General features: G+C 71.6%; 14 protein-coding genes. 4 read left to right on the forward strand and 10 right to left on the reverse strand.

The window, feature by feature from the left end; all coding sequences use genetic code 11:
- Positions 1–42 precede the first annotated feature (42 nt).
- Positions 43–1,848 carry an aspartate--tRNA ligase gene (aspS, locus tag ACFYPS_RS18410; RefSeq protein WP_354964214.1) on the reverse strand — a complete coding sequence of 602 codons (1,806 nt, stop codon included), beginning with the start codon at positions 1,846–1,848 and terminating at the stop codon, positions 43–45.
- Positions 1,849–2,001: 153 nt separating this feature from the next.
- On the opposite strand from aspS, the gene ACFYPS_RS18415 reads away from it, so the two are divergent.
- On the forward strand, positions 2,002–2,721 hold the full coding sequence (locus ACFYPS_RS18415) for a DUF998 domain-containing protein (RefSeq protein ID WP_354964213.1): 720 nt from the start codon (positions 2,002–2,004) through the stop codon (positions 2,719–2,721).
- Positions 2,722–2,784: 63 nt separating this feature from the next.
- On the opposite strand, the gene ACFYPS_RS18420 is transcribed toward ACFYPS_RS18415, so the two are convergent.
- Together ACFYPS_RS18420 and ACFYPS_RS18425 are read right to left on the reverse strand one after the other, a co-directional pair.
- The gene (locus ACFYPS_RS18420) at positions 2,785–3,831 is read right to left on the reverse strand and encodes a S1 family peptidase (RefSeq protein WP_354964212.1); all 1,047 of its coding nucleotides are present in this window, start codon (positions 3,829–3,831) and stop codon (positions 2,785–2,787) included.
- A 292-nt stretch (positions 3,832–4,123) separates the two neighbouring features.
- A complete protein-coding gene (locus ACFYPS_RS18425) occupies positions 4,124–4,600 on the reverse strand; it encodes a helix-turn-helix domain-containing protein (protein WP_354964211.1) in 477 nt (158 codons plus the stop codon).
- 55 nt (positions 4,601–4,655) lie between these two features.
- Between ACFYPS_RS18425 and ACFYPS_RS18430 the strand changes: the two genes are divergently transcribed.
- Positions 4,656–5,171 carry a PaaI family thioesterase gene (locus ACFYPS_RS18430; RefSeq protein ID WP_387325699.1) on the forward strand — a complete coding sequence of 172 codons (516 nt, stop codon included), beginning with the start codon at positions 4,656–4,658 and terminating at the stop codon, positions 5,169–5,171.
- Between the two features lie 109 nt (positions 5,172–5,280).
- Here the strand turns inward: ACFYPS_RS18430 and ACFYPS_RS18435 are convergent, their stop codons facing one another.
- From ACFYPS_RS18435 to ACFYPS_RS18445, 3 genes are all read right to left on the reverse strand, one after another.
- A complete protein-coding gene (locus ACFYPS_RS18435) occupies positions 5,281–6,222 on the reverse strand; it encodes an acyl-ACP desaturase (RefSeq protein WP_354964209.1) in 942 nt (313 codons plus the stop codon).
- Positions 6,223–6,292: 70 nt separating this feature from the next.
- On the reverse strand, positions 6,293–7,621 hold the full coding sequence (gene hisS, locus ACFYPS_RS18440) for a histidine--tRNA ligase (protein ID WP_354964208.1): 1,329 nt from the start codon (positions 7,619–7,621) through the stop codon (positions 6,293–6,295).
- Positions 7,622–7,691: 70 nt separating this feature from the next.
- Positions 7,692–8,411, reverse strand: a complete 720-nt coding sequence (locus tag ACFYPS_RS18445; protein WP_354964207.1) for an MBL fold metallo-hydrolase — start codon at positions 8,409–8,411, stop codon at positions 7,692–7,694.
- 266 nt (positions 8,412–8,677) lie between these two features.
- On the opposite strand from ACFYPS_RS18445, the gene ACFYPS_RS18450 reads away from it, so the two are divergent.
- Both ACFYPS_RS18450 and ACFYPS_RS18455 read left to right on the forward strand, forming a co-directional pair.
- A complete protein-coding gene (locus ACFYPS_RS18450) occupies positions 8,678–9,562 on the forward strand; it encodes a peptidylprolyl isomerase (protein ID WP_354964206.1) in 885 nt (294 codons plus the stop codon).
- 60 nt (positions 9,563–9,622) lie between these two features.
- Entirely contained in the window at positions 9,623–10,462 is an 840-nt protein-coding gene (locus tag ACFYPS_RS18455) for a peptidylprolyl isomerase (protein ID WP_354964205.1), read from the forward strand.
- A gap of 93 nt (positions 10,463–10,555) precedes the next feature.
- Here the strand turns inward: ACFYPS_RS18455 and ACFYPS_RS18460 are convergent, their stop codons facing one another.
- The 4 genes from ACFYPS_RS18460 to secD form a co-directional block, all read right to left on the reverse strand.
- Positions 10,556–13,078, reverse strand: coding sequence for a RelA/SpoT family protein (locus tag ACFYPS_RS18460; protein ID WP_387325704.1), 2,523 nt, complete (start codon positions 13,076–13,078; stop codon positions 10,556–10,558).
- 170 nt (positions 13,079–13,248) lie between these two features.
- On the reverse strand, positions 13,249–13,815 hold the full coding sequence (locus ACFYPS_RS18465; RefSeq protein WP_354964204.1) for an adenine phosphoribosyltransferase: 567 nt from the start codon (positions 13,813–13,815) through the stop codon (positions 13,249–13,251).
- Between the two features lie 106 nt (positions 13,816–13,921).
- Positions 13,922–15,115, reverse strand: coding sequence for a protein translocase subunit SecF (gene secF, locus ACFYPS_RS18470; RefSeq protein WP_354964203.1), 1,194 nt, complete (start codon positions 15,113–15,115; stop codon positions 13,922–13,924).
- Position 15,116: 1 nt separating this feature from the next.
- Positions 15,117–17,051 carry a protein translocase subunit SecD gene (gene secD / locus ACFYPS_RS18475; protein ID WP_354964202.1) on the reverse strand — a complete coding sequence of 645 codons (1,935 nt, stop codon included), beginning with the start codon at positions 17,049–17,051 and terminating at the stop codon, positions 15,117–15,119.
- Positions 17,052–17,156: the final 105 nt, after the last annotated feature.

The raw sequence follows: 17,156 nt of genomic DNA on the forward strand, positions 1-17,156 counted from the left end.
CGCAAACCTCTTGATCAACCAAGCAGGTGCAGGGTGGGTCGGTCAGACCGGGTCGGCGACCGGGGCGGCGGGACCGGCGGTGCCGGTGTGCGCGGTGGCCGGGGGCTTCGGCTTGGCGTCGACGCCGGCCTCGGTGCGCTGCTGCGCGGTGATCGGCGTCGGTGCGCCGGTCAGCGGGTCGAAGCCGCCACGGGTCTTCGGGAACGCGATCACCTCGCGGATCGAGTCCGCGCCGGCGAGCAGCATGCAGACCCGGTCCCAGCCGAACGCGATGCCGCCGTGCGGCGGGGCGCCGTACTTGAACGCCTCCAACAGGAAGCCGAACTTGTCCTGCGCCTCCTCGGGGGTGATGCCGAGCAGGTCGAAGACCCGCTTCTGCACGTCGCCCCGGTGGATACGGATCGACCCACCGCCGATCTCGTTGCCGTTGCAGACGATGTCGTACGCGTACGCCAGCGCCCGGTCCGGCGCCTCCTCGAACTTGTCCACCCACTCGGCGTTGGGCGAGGTGAACGGGTGGTGCACCGCCGTCCAGCCGCCCTCGTCCGTGCGCTCGAACATCGGCGCGTCGACCACCCAGCAGAACGCCCAGGCGCTCTCGTCGATCAGCCCGGCCCGCTTGGCGATCTCGACCCGGGCGGCGCCGAGCAGCTCCTGCGCCTCCCGGGTGGTGGCGCTGGCGGCGAAGAAGACCGCGTCGCCCGGCTTGGCGCCGACCGTGTCGGCGAGCCCGGCGAGGTGCTCGGCGGAGAGGTTCTTGGCCACCGGGCCGCGTGCCTCGCCGGTCTCGGCGTCCAGCACCACGTACGCCAGGCCGCGCGCGCCACGCGCCTTCGCCCAGTCCTGCCAGCCGTCCAGCTCCTTGCGGCTCTGCGCCGCGCCACCCGGCATCACCACCGCGCCGACGTAGCCGCCCGCGTCGATCGCCCCGGCGAAGACCCGGAACTCGGTGCCGCGCAGGTAGTCCGTCAGCTCGGTCAGCTCGACGCCGTAGCGCAGGTCCGGCTTGTCCGAGCCGTAGCGGGACATCGCGTCGTGCCAGGTGATCCGCGGGATCGGCTGGCTGATCTCGTGCCCCGCCAGGTCCTTCCAGAGCGTCGAGACGATCGCCTCGCCGAGGTCGATCACGTCGTCCTCGGTGACGAAGGACATCTCGATGTCGAGCTGGGTGAACTCCGGCTGCCGGTCGGCGCGGAAGTCCTCGTCCCGGTAGCAGCGGGCGATCTGGTAGTACCGCTCCATGCCGCCGACCATCAGCAGCTGCTTGAACAGCTGCGGCGACTGCGGCAGCGCGTACCAGCTGCCCGGCTGGAGCCGGACCGGGACCAGGAAGTCGCGGGCGCCCTCGGGCGTCGACCGGGTCAGCGTCGGCGTCTCGATCTCCAGGAAGTCCCGCTCGTGCAGCACGCCCCGGGCGAGCTGACTGGCGCGCGAGCGCAGCCGCAGCGCGCTCGCCGGGCCACTGCGGCGCAGGTCCAGGTAGCGGTACTTGAGCCGGATGTCGTCACCGGCCTCGATCTGGTCGTCCACCGGCAGCGGCAGCGGCGCCGCCTCGGAGAGCACCTCCAGCTCGACGGCGGTCACCTCGACCTCACCGGTGGGCAGCTCCGGGTTCTCGTTGCCGGCCGGCCGGCGGGTCACCTCGCCGGTGACCTTCACGCAGAACTCGTTGCGCAGCGCGTGCGCGTCCTCCTCGCGGAACACCACCTGGACCACGCCGGAGCCGTCGCGCAGGTCGACGAAGATGACGCCGCCGTGGTCGCGCCGACGGGCCACCCACCCGGCGAGCGTCACCGTCGTGCCGGCGTCCGTCGCGCGCAAGCTTCCGGCATTGTGGGTACGGATCACGGCTGGCAACTCCTCATCGTGGAACAGTCCTCACCGGCATTCTGTCAGGGGCGGCAGTCGTTGTTCCGGGGCACCCGGCAGGCCGGGTGATCTGTCGGTGGGCAGCGCGGCGAACCCCGGTTCGCGGGCCGCCGCGACGGTTAACGTGGCCGAATGCGCGCCGTACCGAACTGGGCCGTCGCCACGGCCGCGGCCGCACCCGTGCTGCTGGCGACCGGTTGGACGGTGGCGCAGGCCCGGCAGCCCGCCGGGTACGACCCGATCCGGGACACCATCAGCGAGCTGGCGGGGCAGGACGCCACCGACGCCTGGATCATGATCACCTGTCTGGTGCTGCTCGGCTGCTGCTACCTGGCGGTGGCCGCCGTGCTGCACGCGGCCGGGCTGCCCAGCCGCTTCCTGCTCGCGATCGGTGGTGTGGCCACCATCGCGCTGGTCGCCTTTCCCCGGCCGCCGGTGGGCGGTTCGCTCAGCCACGGCATCGCGGCGACGGTGGCCGTCCTCGCCCTGGTGCTGTGGCCGGCCGGCACGGCGCTGCGGCTGCCGCGCGGCCCGAACGCCGCGCACCCGGAGGCTCCGCAGCCGCCGTGGGCGTTCCGCCGAACCGTGGGGTTGAGCGCCACGCTCGCGCTGCTCGCCCTCTTCGCCTGGAGCGCGTTCGAGGTGACCAGCGGATCCCGGACCGGGTTGGCCGAGCGGGTGACGGCGGTGGCCGTGTCGCTCTGGCCGTTGCTGGCGGTCATCTCGGCCCGGCAGGCGCATCTGGCGTGGGCCACCGCTGGTGCCACATCCGTCGGTCCGGCCCTGCCGGCGGCTGGTGTCGTACCCCCGGATCCCCTGCGACCAGCGGACGGGCCCGATCGGCTCGCGTGAGGCGGGCCCCACACGCGGCGCGGGCCGCCGGAGGACTCCGGCGGCCCGCGGGCGGTGGATCGATCAGAAGACGCTGACGCCGTAGCGGCTCAGCGCCTCGGTGACCGGCTGGAAGTAGGTGGTGCCGCCGGTGCGGCAGTTGCCGCTACCGCCGGAGGTCATGCCCAGGGCGGTGCCGCCGCTGAACAGCGAGCCGCCGCTGTCGCCCGGCTCGGCGCAGACGTTGGTGCGGATCAGGCCGGAGACCGAGCCCTCGGCGTAGTTCACCGTGGCGTTGGTCGCGTTCACCGAGCCGGAACGCAGGCCGGTGGTGCTGCCGGAGCGCTGCACCGACTGGCCGACGGAGGCGTTGCCGGCGCCGGTGATGTCCCGGTAGCTGCCGTTGTAGAGGTAGACGTTACCGGCGGCGTTGGCGGAGTTGCTGTGCCGCACGATGCCGTAGTCGTTGCCCGGGAAGCTGGTGCCGGTACGGGTGCCGATCAGCGAGGTCTGCCCGGAGTTCGAGTACCAGCTCGCCGAGATGTTGGTGCAGTGCCCGGCGGTCAGGAAGTAGTAGGTGCTGCCGCTGCGCACGTTGAAGCCGAGCGAGCAGCGCCCGCCACCGCCGGCGTAGATGGCCTGGCCGCCGGAGATGCGGGTGCTCAGCACGCCCGCCTCGGCCTCGACCCGGACCGCGCCGTTGGCCCGCGCGGCGGTGGCCTTGACCCGCTCCAGCTTGGCACCGGTGACGGTGCTGTCCACGGAGACGACGACCTGGTTGGTGACCGGGTCGCTCCACCACGCGGTGCCCGGGATCTTGGCCGAGCGCTCCAGGTCCGCGGTGGCCCGGTTGAGCTCGGCGGCGCCACGGGTGACGTACCGGACGGTGGCGCCGGCGTTGCTCGCCTTGCGGGCGGCGACCGCGTCGGTCACGGTGACGACGGACTTGCCGCTGGCGTCGATGTACGAGCCGGCGGAGCTGTCGCCGAGCTGTGCGGAGAGGGCGGCGGCGGCATCGGGCGAGGCGGCGGGGGCGGCCTGGGCGGGCGCGCCGATGAGCGAGCCGGCAACCAGGGCTCCGGCCACGGCGGCGGTGGCCGCAACACGGAGTGATGACCTCGTGGTTCGCATGTAACAAACCTCCTGGGCGGGGGAACGGGTCTCGCCGGGGTGGCGAACCCGCGGGGGCCACCCGGCCGATCTGGGAAAACCGGCCAAGTGAACTGAAGTATTCACATGCATAAGATCATTCGCAAGACCTGTTTCACCCGGATTCGCCGATCCGCGCCGGTCACATGGCCGCAACACCTCGGACACGCTCGCGGACGCCCACCGTCACACCGAACCACCGCCGGATCCCTTCCGGACACCACCTGCCGTCAGACGCCGCAGCGCGGCAACGGACGGCGGGCGGCGGTCCGCGTCAGGGGGTACGGCGACGGGCGCCGGGGCCCGGCCGGGGCACGACGTCGCGGTGCCGGCTCACCTCGTGCCCGTCCGCGCAGCGCAGCTCGACGCGCACCTCCGCGCCGCAGTCCCGGTGACCCACGCTGATCGGTGAGCCCTCCGGGTCGGCGAGGTGGCGGTCGCCCCACCCGAGCACGGCGACCAGCACCGGCCACAGGTCCAGGCCCTTCTCCGTCAGCCGGTACTCGTGGCGTAGCCGGCTGCCCGGCTCGCGGTACGGCTCGCGGCGCAGCACGCCCTGCTCCACCAGGGCGGCCAGCCGGTTGGTCAGCACCTGGCGTGGGATCCCGGTGCGCACCCGCATGTCGTCGAAGCGGCGTACGCCGTTGAACACCTCGCGGAGCACCACGAGGGTCCACCGCTCACCGAGGATCTCCATCGCGCGGGCGATGGTGCAGTTCTCCACCGACCAGTCCAGTGCCGCGGGTTTCATCCGACCAGGCTAAGTCTGATTGACAGACTCAGCAACGTGCTGCGAGGCTGCGTCCATGACACAGACGCAGGAGCCGACGCGCAGCCGTACCTTCACCTGGTCGGACCCGGCGGCCAACGCGGCGCAGGTCGGTCGACGCGCCGGCCTCGACCTGCTCCGGGCGATGATCGCCGGGGAGCTGGCCGCGCCGCCGGTGATGCACCTGATCGACATGGCGCGGATGGAGGCCGACGAGGGCCGGGTCACGGTCGAACTGGTCCCGCAGGAGTTCCACTACAACCCGCTGGGCACCGTCCACGGTGGCGTCATCTCCACCCTGCTGGACACCGCCGCCGGCTGCGCCGTGCACACCACGTTGCCCGCCGGCGTCGGCTACACCTCGCTGGACCTCAACGTGAAGTTCCTCCGCCCGGTCACCGTCGACAGCGGAATCCTGCGCTGCGAGGGCACCGTGCTCCAGCGGGGCCGCCGCACGTCCCTGGCCGAGGCCCGCCTCACCGACGCCGACTCCCGTCTCATCGCCCACGCCACCAGCACCTGCCTGCTCTTCCCCCTCGACCCGCCGGCCTGACCTTCCACCGGCCGGCCACGAGGTTGACGGACGATCTGGACATCGACCAACCGTCAACCTCGTGATCAACGAGGGTGGGCGTGGCAGCGGGCAGCCAGCTGGGTGGGGTTCAGCGCAGGGCCAGGCGGGAGGCGCGGGCGTCGCGCTTCTCCTCGAAGCGGGCGGCGGCGCGCTCCAGCGTGTCGAGTTGGCCGGCCAGCTGTTCGCGGGCGGCCTCGCCGTCGGCGTTCAGGCCGGTCACGTTGAAGACGTCCCACTGGCGCAACACCGGCAGCAGCACCTCGTCGCGGTGCTGGCGCAGGTCGTAGATGCCGGCCAGGGCGATCGCCACCGACTTGCGGGCGAACCCCTCGATGCCGTTGCCCGGCATCTGGAAGTCGGCCACCACGTCGGCGACGGCCCGCATGGCCTGGCTCGGGGCCAGCTCGAACGCGGCGGCGAGCAGGTTGCGGTAGAAGACCATGTGCAGGTTCTCGTCGGCGGCCACCCGGGCCAACAGCGCCTCACAGGCGGGGTCGCCGGTGGCCTTGCCGGTGTTGCGGTGCGAGATCCGGGTGGCCAGCTCCTGGAACGAGACGTACGCCAGCGAGTGCAGCACCTCGTCACCGTGCACGTTCTCGTAGCCCTCGGACATGTGCGTCATCCGGGCCCGCTCCAGCGCCACCGGGTCGACCGCCCTGGTGACCGTCAGGTAGTCGCGGATCGCCGTGCCGTGCCGGCCCTCCTCCGCGGTCCACCGGTGCACCCAGGTGCCCCACGCGCCGTCCCGACCGAACAGGGTGGCGATCTCGTGGTGGTACGAGGGCAGGTTGTCCTCGGTCAGCAGGTTGACGATCAGCGCCGTGCGGGCCACGTCGGGGATGGTGGAGTCGGTCGGCGACCACGCCTCGCCGCCGAGCGGCCCGTCGAAGGTACGACCCTCGCTCCACGGCACGTACTCGTGCGGGAACCACTCCTTGGCCAGCGAGAGGTGGCGGTCCAGGTTGCGCGCGACAACCGGCTCCAACTCGACGAGCAGTGCGGTCTGACTCAGCGTGGTGCTCACGGTCACAAGAAACTCCCTACGGTGGCGTAACTTACGCTACCGTAGGTCCCCGCGGCCGTACGCGCCAGTGGAACGCTCAGCCAACCGCCGGTTTCACGTCCTCGCGGGGCGGCATCCACTCCCCCGCACCGGCCGTGACCTGCTCACCGGAACGGATGTCCTTCACCTCGTCCGGCGCACCGTCGACACCCGGGAACCAGACGTACGGGATGCCGCGCCGCTCCGCGTAGCGGATCTGCTTGCCGAACTTCGCCGCGCTCGGCGACACCTCGGTCGGCACCCCGCGCCGCCGCAGCGCCTCGGCCACCCGGTTGCTGGCCGAACGCCGCTCCTCGCTGCTCACCGCGACCAGCACGGCCGTCGGCACCTCGCGGGAGATCGACAGCTCCCCCGCGCCGAAGAGCAGCCCGAGCAGCCGGGTCACGCCGATCGAGATGCCCACGCCGGGGTACGAGGTGGCGCCGGCGCTGGCCAGGTTGTCGTACCGGCCGCCGGAGCAGATCGAGCCGAAACGCTCGTAGCCGCGCAGCTGCGTCTCGTAGACCGTGCCGGTGTAGTAATCCAGGCCACGGGCGATGCGCAGGTCGGCCACGCACAGGCCGGGCGAGTGCTCGGCGGCGGTCTCCACCACCCGCACCAGCTCCTCGATGCCCTCGGTCAGCAGCGGGTCGTCGACCCCCAGCGCGCGCACCGCGTCGGCGAACGACGCGTCCGGGGCGGAGATCTCGGCCAGCGCGAGGCACGCCTTGGCCTGCGCCTCGCTCGCCCCGGCGGTCTGGGCCAGCAGCTCGGCCACCTTCGCCGGGCCGATCTTGTCGAGCTTGTCCACCGCGCGCAGCGTCGCCTCCGGGTCGGTCAGCCCGATGCCCCGGTAGAAGCCCTCGCAGATCTTGCGGTTGTTGACCTGGATCGTCACCGGCGGGATCGGCAGCGTGCGCAGCGCGTCCCCGATCACCAGCGGCATCTCCGCCTCGTGGTGCGGGGCCAGAGTGTCCCGGTCGACGATGTCGATGTCGGCCTGGACGAACTCCCGGTAGCGCCCCTCCTGCGGCCGCTCGCCCCGCCACACCTTCTGGATCTGGTAGCGGCGGAACGGGAAGGCCAGCTTGCCGGCGTTCTCCAGCACGTACCGGGCGAACGGCACGGTGAGGTCGAAGTGCAGGCCGAGCTGGTCGTCGCCGCCCGCGCCCTCAGCGTCGGCGTGCAGCCGCCGGATCACGTAGACCTCCTTCGAGGTCTCGCCCTTGCGCAGCAGCTGGTCCAGCGGCTCCACCGCGCGCGTCTCCAGCGGGGCGAAGCCGTACAGCTCGAACGTGGCCCGGATCTTGTCGAGCACGAACTGCTCGATCATCCGCTGGCCGGGGGTCCACTCCGGGAAGCCGGAGATGGGCGTGGGCTTGCTCATCGGAGTACTCCTTGCGGTCCCGCGTCTGGGCGCGGTGCTGTCGTGGGTCCGCGCACGGCGCGGAGGAGATCTAGAGGCCCCGGGTGGGCGCCGCCGGTCGGCCGCCGCCGACCTGCGCCACCTCGATGAGGTACGGGTTGCTGGCCCGCTCGCGGCCGATGGTCGTGCTGGGGCCGTGGCCGGGCAGCACGACCGTGTCGTCGGCCAGCGGAAGGATCTTGTCGCGCAGGCTGGTGAGCATCGCGGGCATGCTCCCGCCGGGCAGGTCGGTGCGGCCGATCGAGCCGGCGAAGAGCACGTCACCGGAGAGGCACAGCTCCTCGGCGTCCCAGCCCGAGCCCGCGCCAGGCAGCCGGAACAGCACCGACCCGCCGGTATGGCCCGGGGCGTGGTCGACGGCGATCTCCAGACCGGCCAGCGCGAGGGTGGCGCCGTCGGTCAGCTCCGCCACGTCCTCCGGCTCGGTGTAGCTCAGCCGGCCGCCGAAGAGCGAGGTCAGGTCGGTCGAGAGGCCCTTGGCCGGGTCGGCCAGCATCTCCCGGTCGCCGGGGTGCACGTACGCGGTGATGCCGCGGGCGCCGCAGACCGGCGCGACCGAGAAGGTGTGGTCCAGGTGGCCGTGGGTGAGCAGCACGGCGGCCGGGTGCAGGCGGTGCTCGGCGAGCAGGGCGTCGAGCTGGTCGAGCACCCCGATGCCGGGGTCGACCACCACGCACTGCTCCCCCGGTGCCGTGGCCACCACATAGCAGTTGGTGCCGAAGGCGTCCGCGGGAAAGCCGGCCACGAGCACGGGCGCTGTCCTTCCGTCGAGCTGTCGTCCTGCCCAGCAGCCTAACCGGCGGGGCGAGCCGGTTTGCCGCGTCCGTCCCACCCGCCCCGCCGGGCACAGTGACATCGCCCGATAAGGGCTGCTGGCGGACGGGTGGACCTCGTACACCACATTCCCAGTCGCTAGCCGTACACTCTGCCGGGCGTGTGGCGCGGCACACGTGACGCCCGGACGGGCCGGGACGCCCGGCCGCCGGCGACGACCAGGTAGAGGAAAGGGGAGCACGGGTGGCTTCCAGCAGGGACCGGCAGCGCAAACTGGCGCGGGCCAAGCTCGACCGGCAGTTGGCCCGCCGGGCCGCCGCAACGCGGCGCCGTCGGCAGATCCAGGCCGGCGTTGGCGCCTTCCTGGTCCTCGCGGTGATCGTGGCCGGCTCGGCGTGGGCACTGGGCGCGTTCGACTCCGACCCGAAGCAGAACACGGCCGCGGCGGACACCTGCCTCTGGACGCCGCAGGACGCGACGGCCAACACCAACCTCAAGGACGTCGGCACGCCGGCGACGAAGGACCTGCCCACCGACGGCACCCGGGCGATGACCGTGACCACCAACCAGGGCGCGCCGATCACCGCTGAGTTGAGTCTGACCAACTCACCGTGTGCCGCGGCGAGCATCGCCCACCTGGCGAGCCGGTCGTTCTACGACAACACCAAGTGCCACGAGATCACCGCCGACGGCGCGCTGCGCTGCGGCGACCCCAGCGGCACCGGCCTCGGCGGGCCCACCTACTCGTTCTACGACGAGGACGTGCCGACCGTGCCGTCGGCGTCGCCGTCGGCCAGCCCGGCACCCGGCCAGCCGCCCACGTACCCGAAGGGGACCGTGGCGATGATCTCCAACCCGCCGGGCAGCAACGGCAGCCAGTTCCTGATTTTCTTCAAGGACTTCACCACCACCGACCCGAAGTACCCCGTGATCGGCCGGGTGACCGGCGGGCTGGACGTGGTGGAGAAGATCGGTGCCCTGCCGACCGTGGACAATGGGACGGGGGCCAAGGTCAAGCCCAAGACCGACGTGGTGATCCAGAGCCTCACCGTTGGTGAGCCGGTCACCGCCGCGGCACCGTCGCCGTCGGCCTCCGGCGCCCCGGCCAGCAGCCCTAGCGCCGGCTGACCGGTGGCCCTACCCCCACCCGAGCGGCACCCAGAAGCAGACAGCCAGGAGGATCCAGGCGTGACGTCCACCAGAGAGCGGCAGCGCGCGGCGGCACGCGCCCGGCTCGAGAAGGAGATGGCCGAGCGCGCGGCCAGGGCCCGCAAGCGTCGGCAGACGCAGGCGATCATCGGCGCGGCCGCCGCGCTGGTGCTCGTGGTCGCCGGCACCGTCTGGCTGGCCATGAGCCTCGGCGGCGACGACGACAAGACCGACACCACCGCCCAGGCACCCGGCGCGTCCGAGTGCGCCTACAACGCGCTGCCCGCCGACCAGCGGAGCCCACAAGTCAAGGACGTCGGGCTGCCGAGCAACGAGCAGTCCGGCACCGGCGTGCAGACCATGACGATCACCACGAATCTCGGCCCGATCACCGCCAAGGTCGACCGATCGCTGGTGCCCTGCACGGCGGGCAGCTTCACCCACCTCGCGGAGAAGAACTTCTTCGACAACAGCAAGTGCCACCGCCTGGTGACCGAGGGCATCAAGGTGCTGCAGTGCGGTGACCCGAGCGCCACCGGCAAGGGCTGGCGGGACACCGACGGCACGGGTGGCCCGACCTACCGGCTGCCCGAGGAGAACCTGCCCACCGACAAGCGCCCGCCATACCCGGAGGGCGTCATCGCGATGGCCAACTCGGGCCAGCCGGGCAGCACCGGCAGCCAGTTCTTCATCGTCTACGGCGACTCGCCTCTGGACCCCGCGTACACGGTGCTGGGGACCATCACCGGTGGCCTGGACATCGTCAAGGACGTGGCCAAGGCCGGCGACGACGGGGCGTTCGCGCAGCAGGCCGGCGGTGGCCACCCGAAGAAGGAGGTCGTCATCAACGACCTCACGATGAGCGCGCCGCAGGGCTGACGCCCGAGGAGACGACGAAGCGCCCGCCGGCTGAGCCGGCGGGCGCTTCCGTGTCCGGAGACTCGTTGCCGCAGGGGTACGCGGCGCAGGCGGTCAGGCGCCGGAGGTGACCCGGTAGGCGTCGAAGACGCCGTCGACCTTGCGAACCGTGGCCAGCAGGTGGCCCAGGTGCTTCGGGTCGGCCATCTCGAAGCTGAACCGGCTCACCGCCACCCGGTCGCGGGTGGTGGTGACGGTGGCGGAGAGGATGTTGACCCGCTCCTCGGAGAGCACCCGGGTGACGTCGGCCAGCAACTTGTGCCGGTCCAGAGCCTCCACCTGGATGGCCACCAGGAACGTCGAGGCGGAGGTGAGCTTCCAGCTCACCTCGACCACCCGCTCGCTCTGCGCCCGCAGGTCCTCCGCGTTGGCGCAGTCGTCGCGGTGCACGCTCACCCCGCCGGAGCGGGTGACGAAGCCGAACACCGAATCCGGTGGCACCGGGGTGCAGCAGCGGGCCAGCTTGATCCAGACGTCACTGACGCCCCGGACCACCACGCCGGGATCGGCGCTGCTCTGCCGGCTGCGCGGCGGCCGGGTGGCGACGGCGGTCTCGGCGATGTCCTCCGCCGCGCCCTCCTCGCCCCCGTACGCGGCCATCAGCTTCTGCACCACCGACTGCGCGGAGACCTGGCTGTCGCCGACCGCCGCGTAGAGCGAGGCCACGTCGGCCAGGTGCAGGTCCCGGGCGATCGACATCAGCGCGTCGGAGGTGAGCATCCGCTGCAACGGCATGCCCTGCTTGCGCATCGCCTTGACGATCGCGTCCTTGCCGGCCTCGATCGCCTCCTCGCGCCGCTCCTTGTTGAAGTACTGGCGGATCTTCGTACGCGCACGCGGGCTCTTGACGAAGCCCAACCAGTCCTGGGTCGGGCCGGCGGTCTCGGACTTCGAGGTGAAGATCTCGATCACGTCGCCGTTGGAGAGCGTCGACTCCAACGGCACCAACTTGCCGTTGACCCGCGCGCCGATGCACTTGTGCCCGACCTCGGTGTGCACCGCGTACGCGAAGTCCACCGGCGTCGAGCCGGTCGGCAGCGGGATGACGTCACCCTTCGGGGTGAAGACGTACACCTCCTGGCTGGACAGGTCGAAGCGCAGCGCGTCCAGGAACTCGCTCGGGTCGGCCGCCTCGCGCTGCCAGTCCAGCAGTTGCCGCAGCCAGGTCATCTCGTCGATGTGCGCCGGCGGGCCGACGATCTGGGTGCCCTTGTGCTCCTTGTACTTCCAGTGCGCGGCGATGCCGAACTCGGCGGTGCGGTGCATCGCGTACGTGCGGATCTGCATCTCCACCGGCTTGCCGGTAGGCCCGATGACCGTCGTGTGCAACGACTGGTACATGTTGAACTTGGGCATCGCGATGTAGTCCTTGAACCGGCCCGGCACCGGCTGCCAGTTGGCGTGGATCACGCCCAGCGCGGCGTAGCAGTCCCGAACCGTGTCGACCAGGATCCGCACGCCGACCAGGTCGTAGATGTCGTTGAAGTCGCGACCCCGCACGATCATCTTCTGGTAGATCGAGTAGAGGTGCTTCGGCCGGCCGGTGGTCTCCGCCTTGATCTTGGCGGCCTTGAGGTCGGACTGCACCTTCTGCGTCACCTGCCGCAGCAGCGCCTCGCGCTGCGGCTGGTGCTCCCCGATCAGCCGGTTGATCTCCTCGTAGCGCTTCGGGAACAGCGTGCCGAAGGCGAGATCCTCCAGCTCCCACTTGATCGTGTTCATACCGAGCCGGTGGGCCAGCGGGGCCAGGATCTCCAGCGTCTCCTTGGCCTTCTGCTCCTGCTTAGGCCGGGGCAGGAAGGTCAGGGTGCGCATGTTGTGCAGCCGGTCGGCCAACTTGATCACCAGCACCCGCGGGTCCTTGGCCATGGCCACGACCATCTTGCGGATCGTCTCGGCCTTGGCCGCGTCGCCCAGCTTGACCTTGTCCAGCTTGGTGACGCCGTCGACCAGCAGGGCGACCTCGCCGCCGAAGTCGGCGCGCATCTGGTCGAGGGTGTATTCGGTGTCCTCGATGGTGTCGTGCAGCAGCGCGGCGACCAGCGTGGTGGTGTCCATACCGAGGTTGCCCAGGATGGTCGCCACCGCGAGCGGGTGGGTGATGTACGGGTCGCCGGACTTGCGGTACTGCCCGGAGTGCCACCGCGCGGCCGTGTCGAAGGCGCGCTGGAGCAGCCGGGCGTCGGCCTTCGGGTGGTTCTCCCGGTGGCTGGCGATGAGCGGTTCGAGCACCTCGCTGACCTGCGAGGTCTGCCACGGCGCGTTGAACCGCGCGAGCCGGGCCCGGACCCGCCGCCCGGTGGGCGCGTTGGACAGCCCGAAGCCGCCGCTGGGCAGCGGCTCGACGCCGGCGTCGGTCGGGAACGGGACCACGACCCCGTCGGCACCGGGGGACGCCTCCGCGCTCGGCACCGCCACGGTCGGACGCACCGCGCCCTCGGCCGGAGCCTTGCTGGTGCCGTTGCCGGCGCCCGTCACCCTGGTCGGCGCGTCACCGTTCCGCTCCGTCACCGAGCCGTCAGCGTCGCCTGTCGGGTGCACCGTGCCCTCCACCGGAGGGACGACATCGTGGGACACCGGCCTCCTCACCGCTCGCCGGAACGCACCGGCCGTACGTCGGCCGGCCTGGTCTCGCGCCGCCGGACGGCGTGACCGCCGGCGTCAGCAAAGGGCAATGCTACCCGCACGGACGGTCCCCTGCCGCTCCGCCGGACGGTCGGTGCCCGGTCCGTCCGACGGGCCCGGGTTCAAACGGTCAGCAGGGCATGGACGGGACGCGGGGCCAGCCGCTTGCGGGCACCCAGGAAGGCGAGCTCCAGCAGCACGGTGAAGCCGGTGACGGTCCCGCCGGCCCGCTCGACCAGATCCAGCGTCGCCTCGGCGGTGCCGCCGGTGGCCAGCACGTCGTCGACGACCAGCACCCGGTGCCCGGCGGTGAAGGCGTCCTCGTGCACTTCCAGGGTGGCTTCGCCGTACTCCAGGGCGTAGGACACCGCGTGTGCCGGGCGGGGCAACTTGCCGGCCTTGCGCACCGGCACCACGCCCACCCCGGCCGCGTACGCGACTGCCGCCGCGACGACGAACCCGCGAGCCTCGATGCCGACCACGACGTCGAAGCTGTCCCGCCCGTGGTACGCGACGATCCCGTCGGTCACCTCGCGGAACGCCTTACCGTCGGCGAACAGCGGCATCAGGTCCTTGAACATGACACCGGGCTGGGGAAAGTCGGGCACGTCCAGCACCCGGCTGGCCACCAGCCGGGCGGTCTCCGGGCCGCTGTCCCCGCGCGCCGCGGTGCTGTGGGTCTCCGTCACGGCTGTTCCGTTTCCTTCCAACGACGACGGCGTCCGGCGATGCTGCTCGCACAGCATGCCGGACGCCGTTCGGGTGTTTCCTCCCGGGTCCGCCCCGGGGCGCCGGTCAGCGCCGCTTGGCGCCACCCGGCCGGTTGCCGCCGCCACCGGGGCGACCGCCCCGGGCGCCGGTCGGCCGCTTACCCGTCGGCCGGGCGCCCACCTTGGGGGCGGCGCCGGCCAGCGCGGCGGAGTCCGGGTCGACCGGGGTCTCCGCACCGTCGGCCTGGCCCGGGCTCGGGGCACCCTTCGGCGTGATCTCGCCACGGGACAGCGCGCCCCGACGGGTCAGCACCCGCTTGTTGTGGGCCTGGATCCGCGGGTCGTAGTTCTTCAGCAGCGCCAGCAGCGGCGTGGCCACCAGGATGGAGGTCAGGAACGCCACCGCCATACCGACGAACAGCACCAGGCCGAGGTCCTTCAGCGTGCCGGCGCCGAGCAGGCCGGCGCCGATGAAGAGCAGACCACCGACGGGCAGCAGGGCGACCACCGAGGTGTTCAGCGACCGCATCAGGCTTTGGTTGACGGCCAGGTTGGCCGCCTCGCCGTACGTCTGGTTGTTGTTGGCGGTGATGCCCCGGGTGTTCTCCTGGACCTTGTCGAAGACCACCACCACGTCGTAGAGCGCGAAGCCCAGGATCGTGAGGAAACCGATGATCGTTGACGGGGTGACCTCGAAGCCGACCAGCGAGTAGATGCCGGCGGTGAGGATCAGGTTCATGAACAGCGAGGAGACGGCGGCGACCGCCATCCGCCACTCGAACCGCAGGATCAGGTAGACCATCACCAGCGCGATGAAGATGACCAGGCCGAGGACGGCCCGCTCGGTGACCTGGCTGCCCCACGCCTCGCTGACCTGGTTGCCGCTGATCTGGCCGACATCGATGCCGAGATCCTCGGCGATCTGGGCCTTGACGGCATTGGCCTGCTCGGCGGAGAGCTGCCCGGTGCGCAACTCGTAGGAGTCGCCGCCAGGGCCGCCGACCTTCTGCGCGGTGGCCACCTCGACGCCGGTGTTCTCGGCGGCGAGGGCGGAGTTGACCTCCTCCTCGGCCTGCTCCAGGGTGCCGACGCTGGCCGGCACCTGGAACGAGTTGCCGCCGGCGAACTCGATGCCGAGGCTGAACCCACGAATCGAGAAGCTGAGGATCGCGATCAGGACCAGGACCCCGGCGACGCCGAACCAGAGCTTGCGTCGACCGACGACGTTGAGACCGGCCTCGCCGTTGTAGAGGCGGCTCGCCAGACCGTTCTGAGCCATCTCAGGCCTCCTTGGCGCGCGGGTTGCGGGGTTGAGTCTGAGTCTGCTGGCTGCGGGCCGGAAGAGCCCGGCCCAGACCGCTGACCCGCGGGGACAGGAACGCCCGGGTCCGGGCGAACATCGTCATGATCGGGTGCCGGAAGAGGAAGACCACGACCAGGTCCAGCACGGTGGCCAGGCCGAGGGCGAACGCGAAGCCCTTGACCGTGCCGACCGAGACCACGTAGAGCACCACCGCGGAGAGCAGGGTGATCGCGTTGGCCGAGATGATCGTCCGGCGGGCCCGGATCCAGGCCCGGGGCACCGCGCTACGCGGACTGCGCCCCTCCCGGATCTCGTCCTTCAACCGTTCGAAGTAGATGACGAACGAGTCCGCCGCCACACCGAGCGAGACGATCATGCCGGCGATGCCGGCGAGGGTGAGCGTGAAGCCGATCTGCCGGCCGAGCACCACCAGCGCGCCGAAGACCAGCAGCGCGGAGAGGATCAGGCTCAGGAAGATCACCGAGCCGAGCAGCCGGTAGTAGAAGAACGCGTAGATGATGACCAGCAGCATGCCGATGCCGGCCGCGAGCAGACCGGCCCGCAGGTGGCTGGCACCCAGCGTGGCGGTGACGTTCTGCGACTCCTGCGGCTCGAAGGTCACCGGCAGCGCGCCGTAGCGGAGCTGGCCGGCGAGCGTGCTCGCGTCCTTCTGGGTGAAGTTGCCGGTGATCTGGGAGTTGCCGGTCAGCACGCCCTGGATCTCCGGCGAGGAGACGATCTCGTTGTCCAGCACGACGGCCACCCGGCACTTGCCGTCCTGGCCCAGCGCGGTCGCGTCGCAGGCCTGGCCCTCGTTGTTGAACGCCTCACGGGTGAGGGCGGTCCACTTGCCCTGGCCGTCGCCGGTGAAGTCCAGGCTGACCACCCAGGCGTTGGTCTGGTCGAGCACCGCGTCGGCGTCGTCCACGTCGGTGCCCAGCACCTTGGCCTGGTCGAGCAGGTACTTGGAAGCGCCGTCCTCGCAGGAGACCACCTGCTGCTTCGGGTCGGAGATCGACGCCGGCGGGCGCTTGTCGAGCTGTGCACAGCTGATCGTCGGCACGTTGAACTGCATCTGCGCCGGCAGCACCGCCACCTCCTGCGGCGACAGCGTGCCGAACGGCTTGAGCTTGTCGGCCAGCGACGGTTCGGCGGTCAGGTCGGCCGGCGCCTGCAACCCGCTGGCGGCCTGCCAGGTGGGAGCCCCGACCTTCTGCTCGACGGCCTTGCGCTGCTCCTCGATGCTGGCCGGCACCGGCTCCTCGCTGGCGCTCGGCGACGGGGTGGCGGCACTCGGCGAGGCCGAGGCCGACGGGGTCGGCGTGGCGCTGGCGCTGGCGCTGGCGCTGGGCGTCGGCGCCATCCCGCCCTGCCCGCCGCTCGGCGACGTGGTCACCTTCGGCGCGGCGCTGCCCGACGGGGTCGGCGACGCGCTGCCGGACGGGGTCGGGCTTGCGCTGCCCGAGGGGGCCGGCGTGGCGGCGGGCGGCGGCACCGCGGCCGTCCCGCTGCCGTCGGCGGCCTTGAGCACCTTGCGGAAGCGCAGCTCGGCGGCGCTGCCCACGTCGGTGAGGTCCCGGTTTTCACCGGGCAGGGAGATGACGATGTTGCGGTTGCCCTCGGTGACCACCTCGGCCTCGGCCACGCCGAACGCGTTGACCCGGCTCTCGATGATCTGGCGGGCCTCCTCGAGGTTTTCCGCCGTCGGGGGCTTGCCGTCGACGCTGTTGGTCGCCTCCAGCGTCATCCGGGTGCCGCCGATCAGGTCCAGGCCGAGCTTGGGCTCTAGCCGGTCCTTGAAGCTCCCGCTGGCGCCGCCCGCGAAGAACACCAATAGGTAGAGGACGACGAAGATGAACCCGAGCACGGCGAGCTGCCGGCCGGGCCGCATCTGTCCCTGAGGTGGTGCCACGGTTGTCCTGTCTCCCTGTACGGTCGCGCCGCTGCGCGCGGCGGCGGCGGGTGTCGGGCCGGGGGTCCCGGCCGACGGGTTTGACCTGGGCCGGCGAGGGGCCGA

It is taken from the genome of Micromonospora sp. NPDC005087 (assembly GCF_042872965.1).
Classification (GTDB): Bacteria; Actinomycetota; Actinomycetes; order Mycobacteriales; family Micromonosporaceae; genus Micromonospora.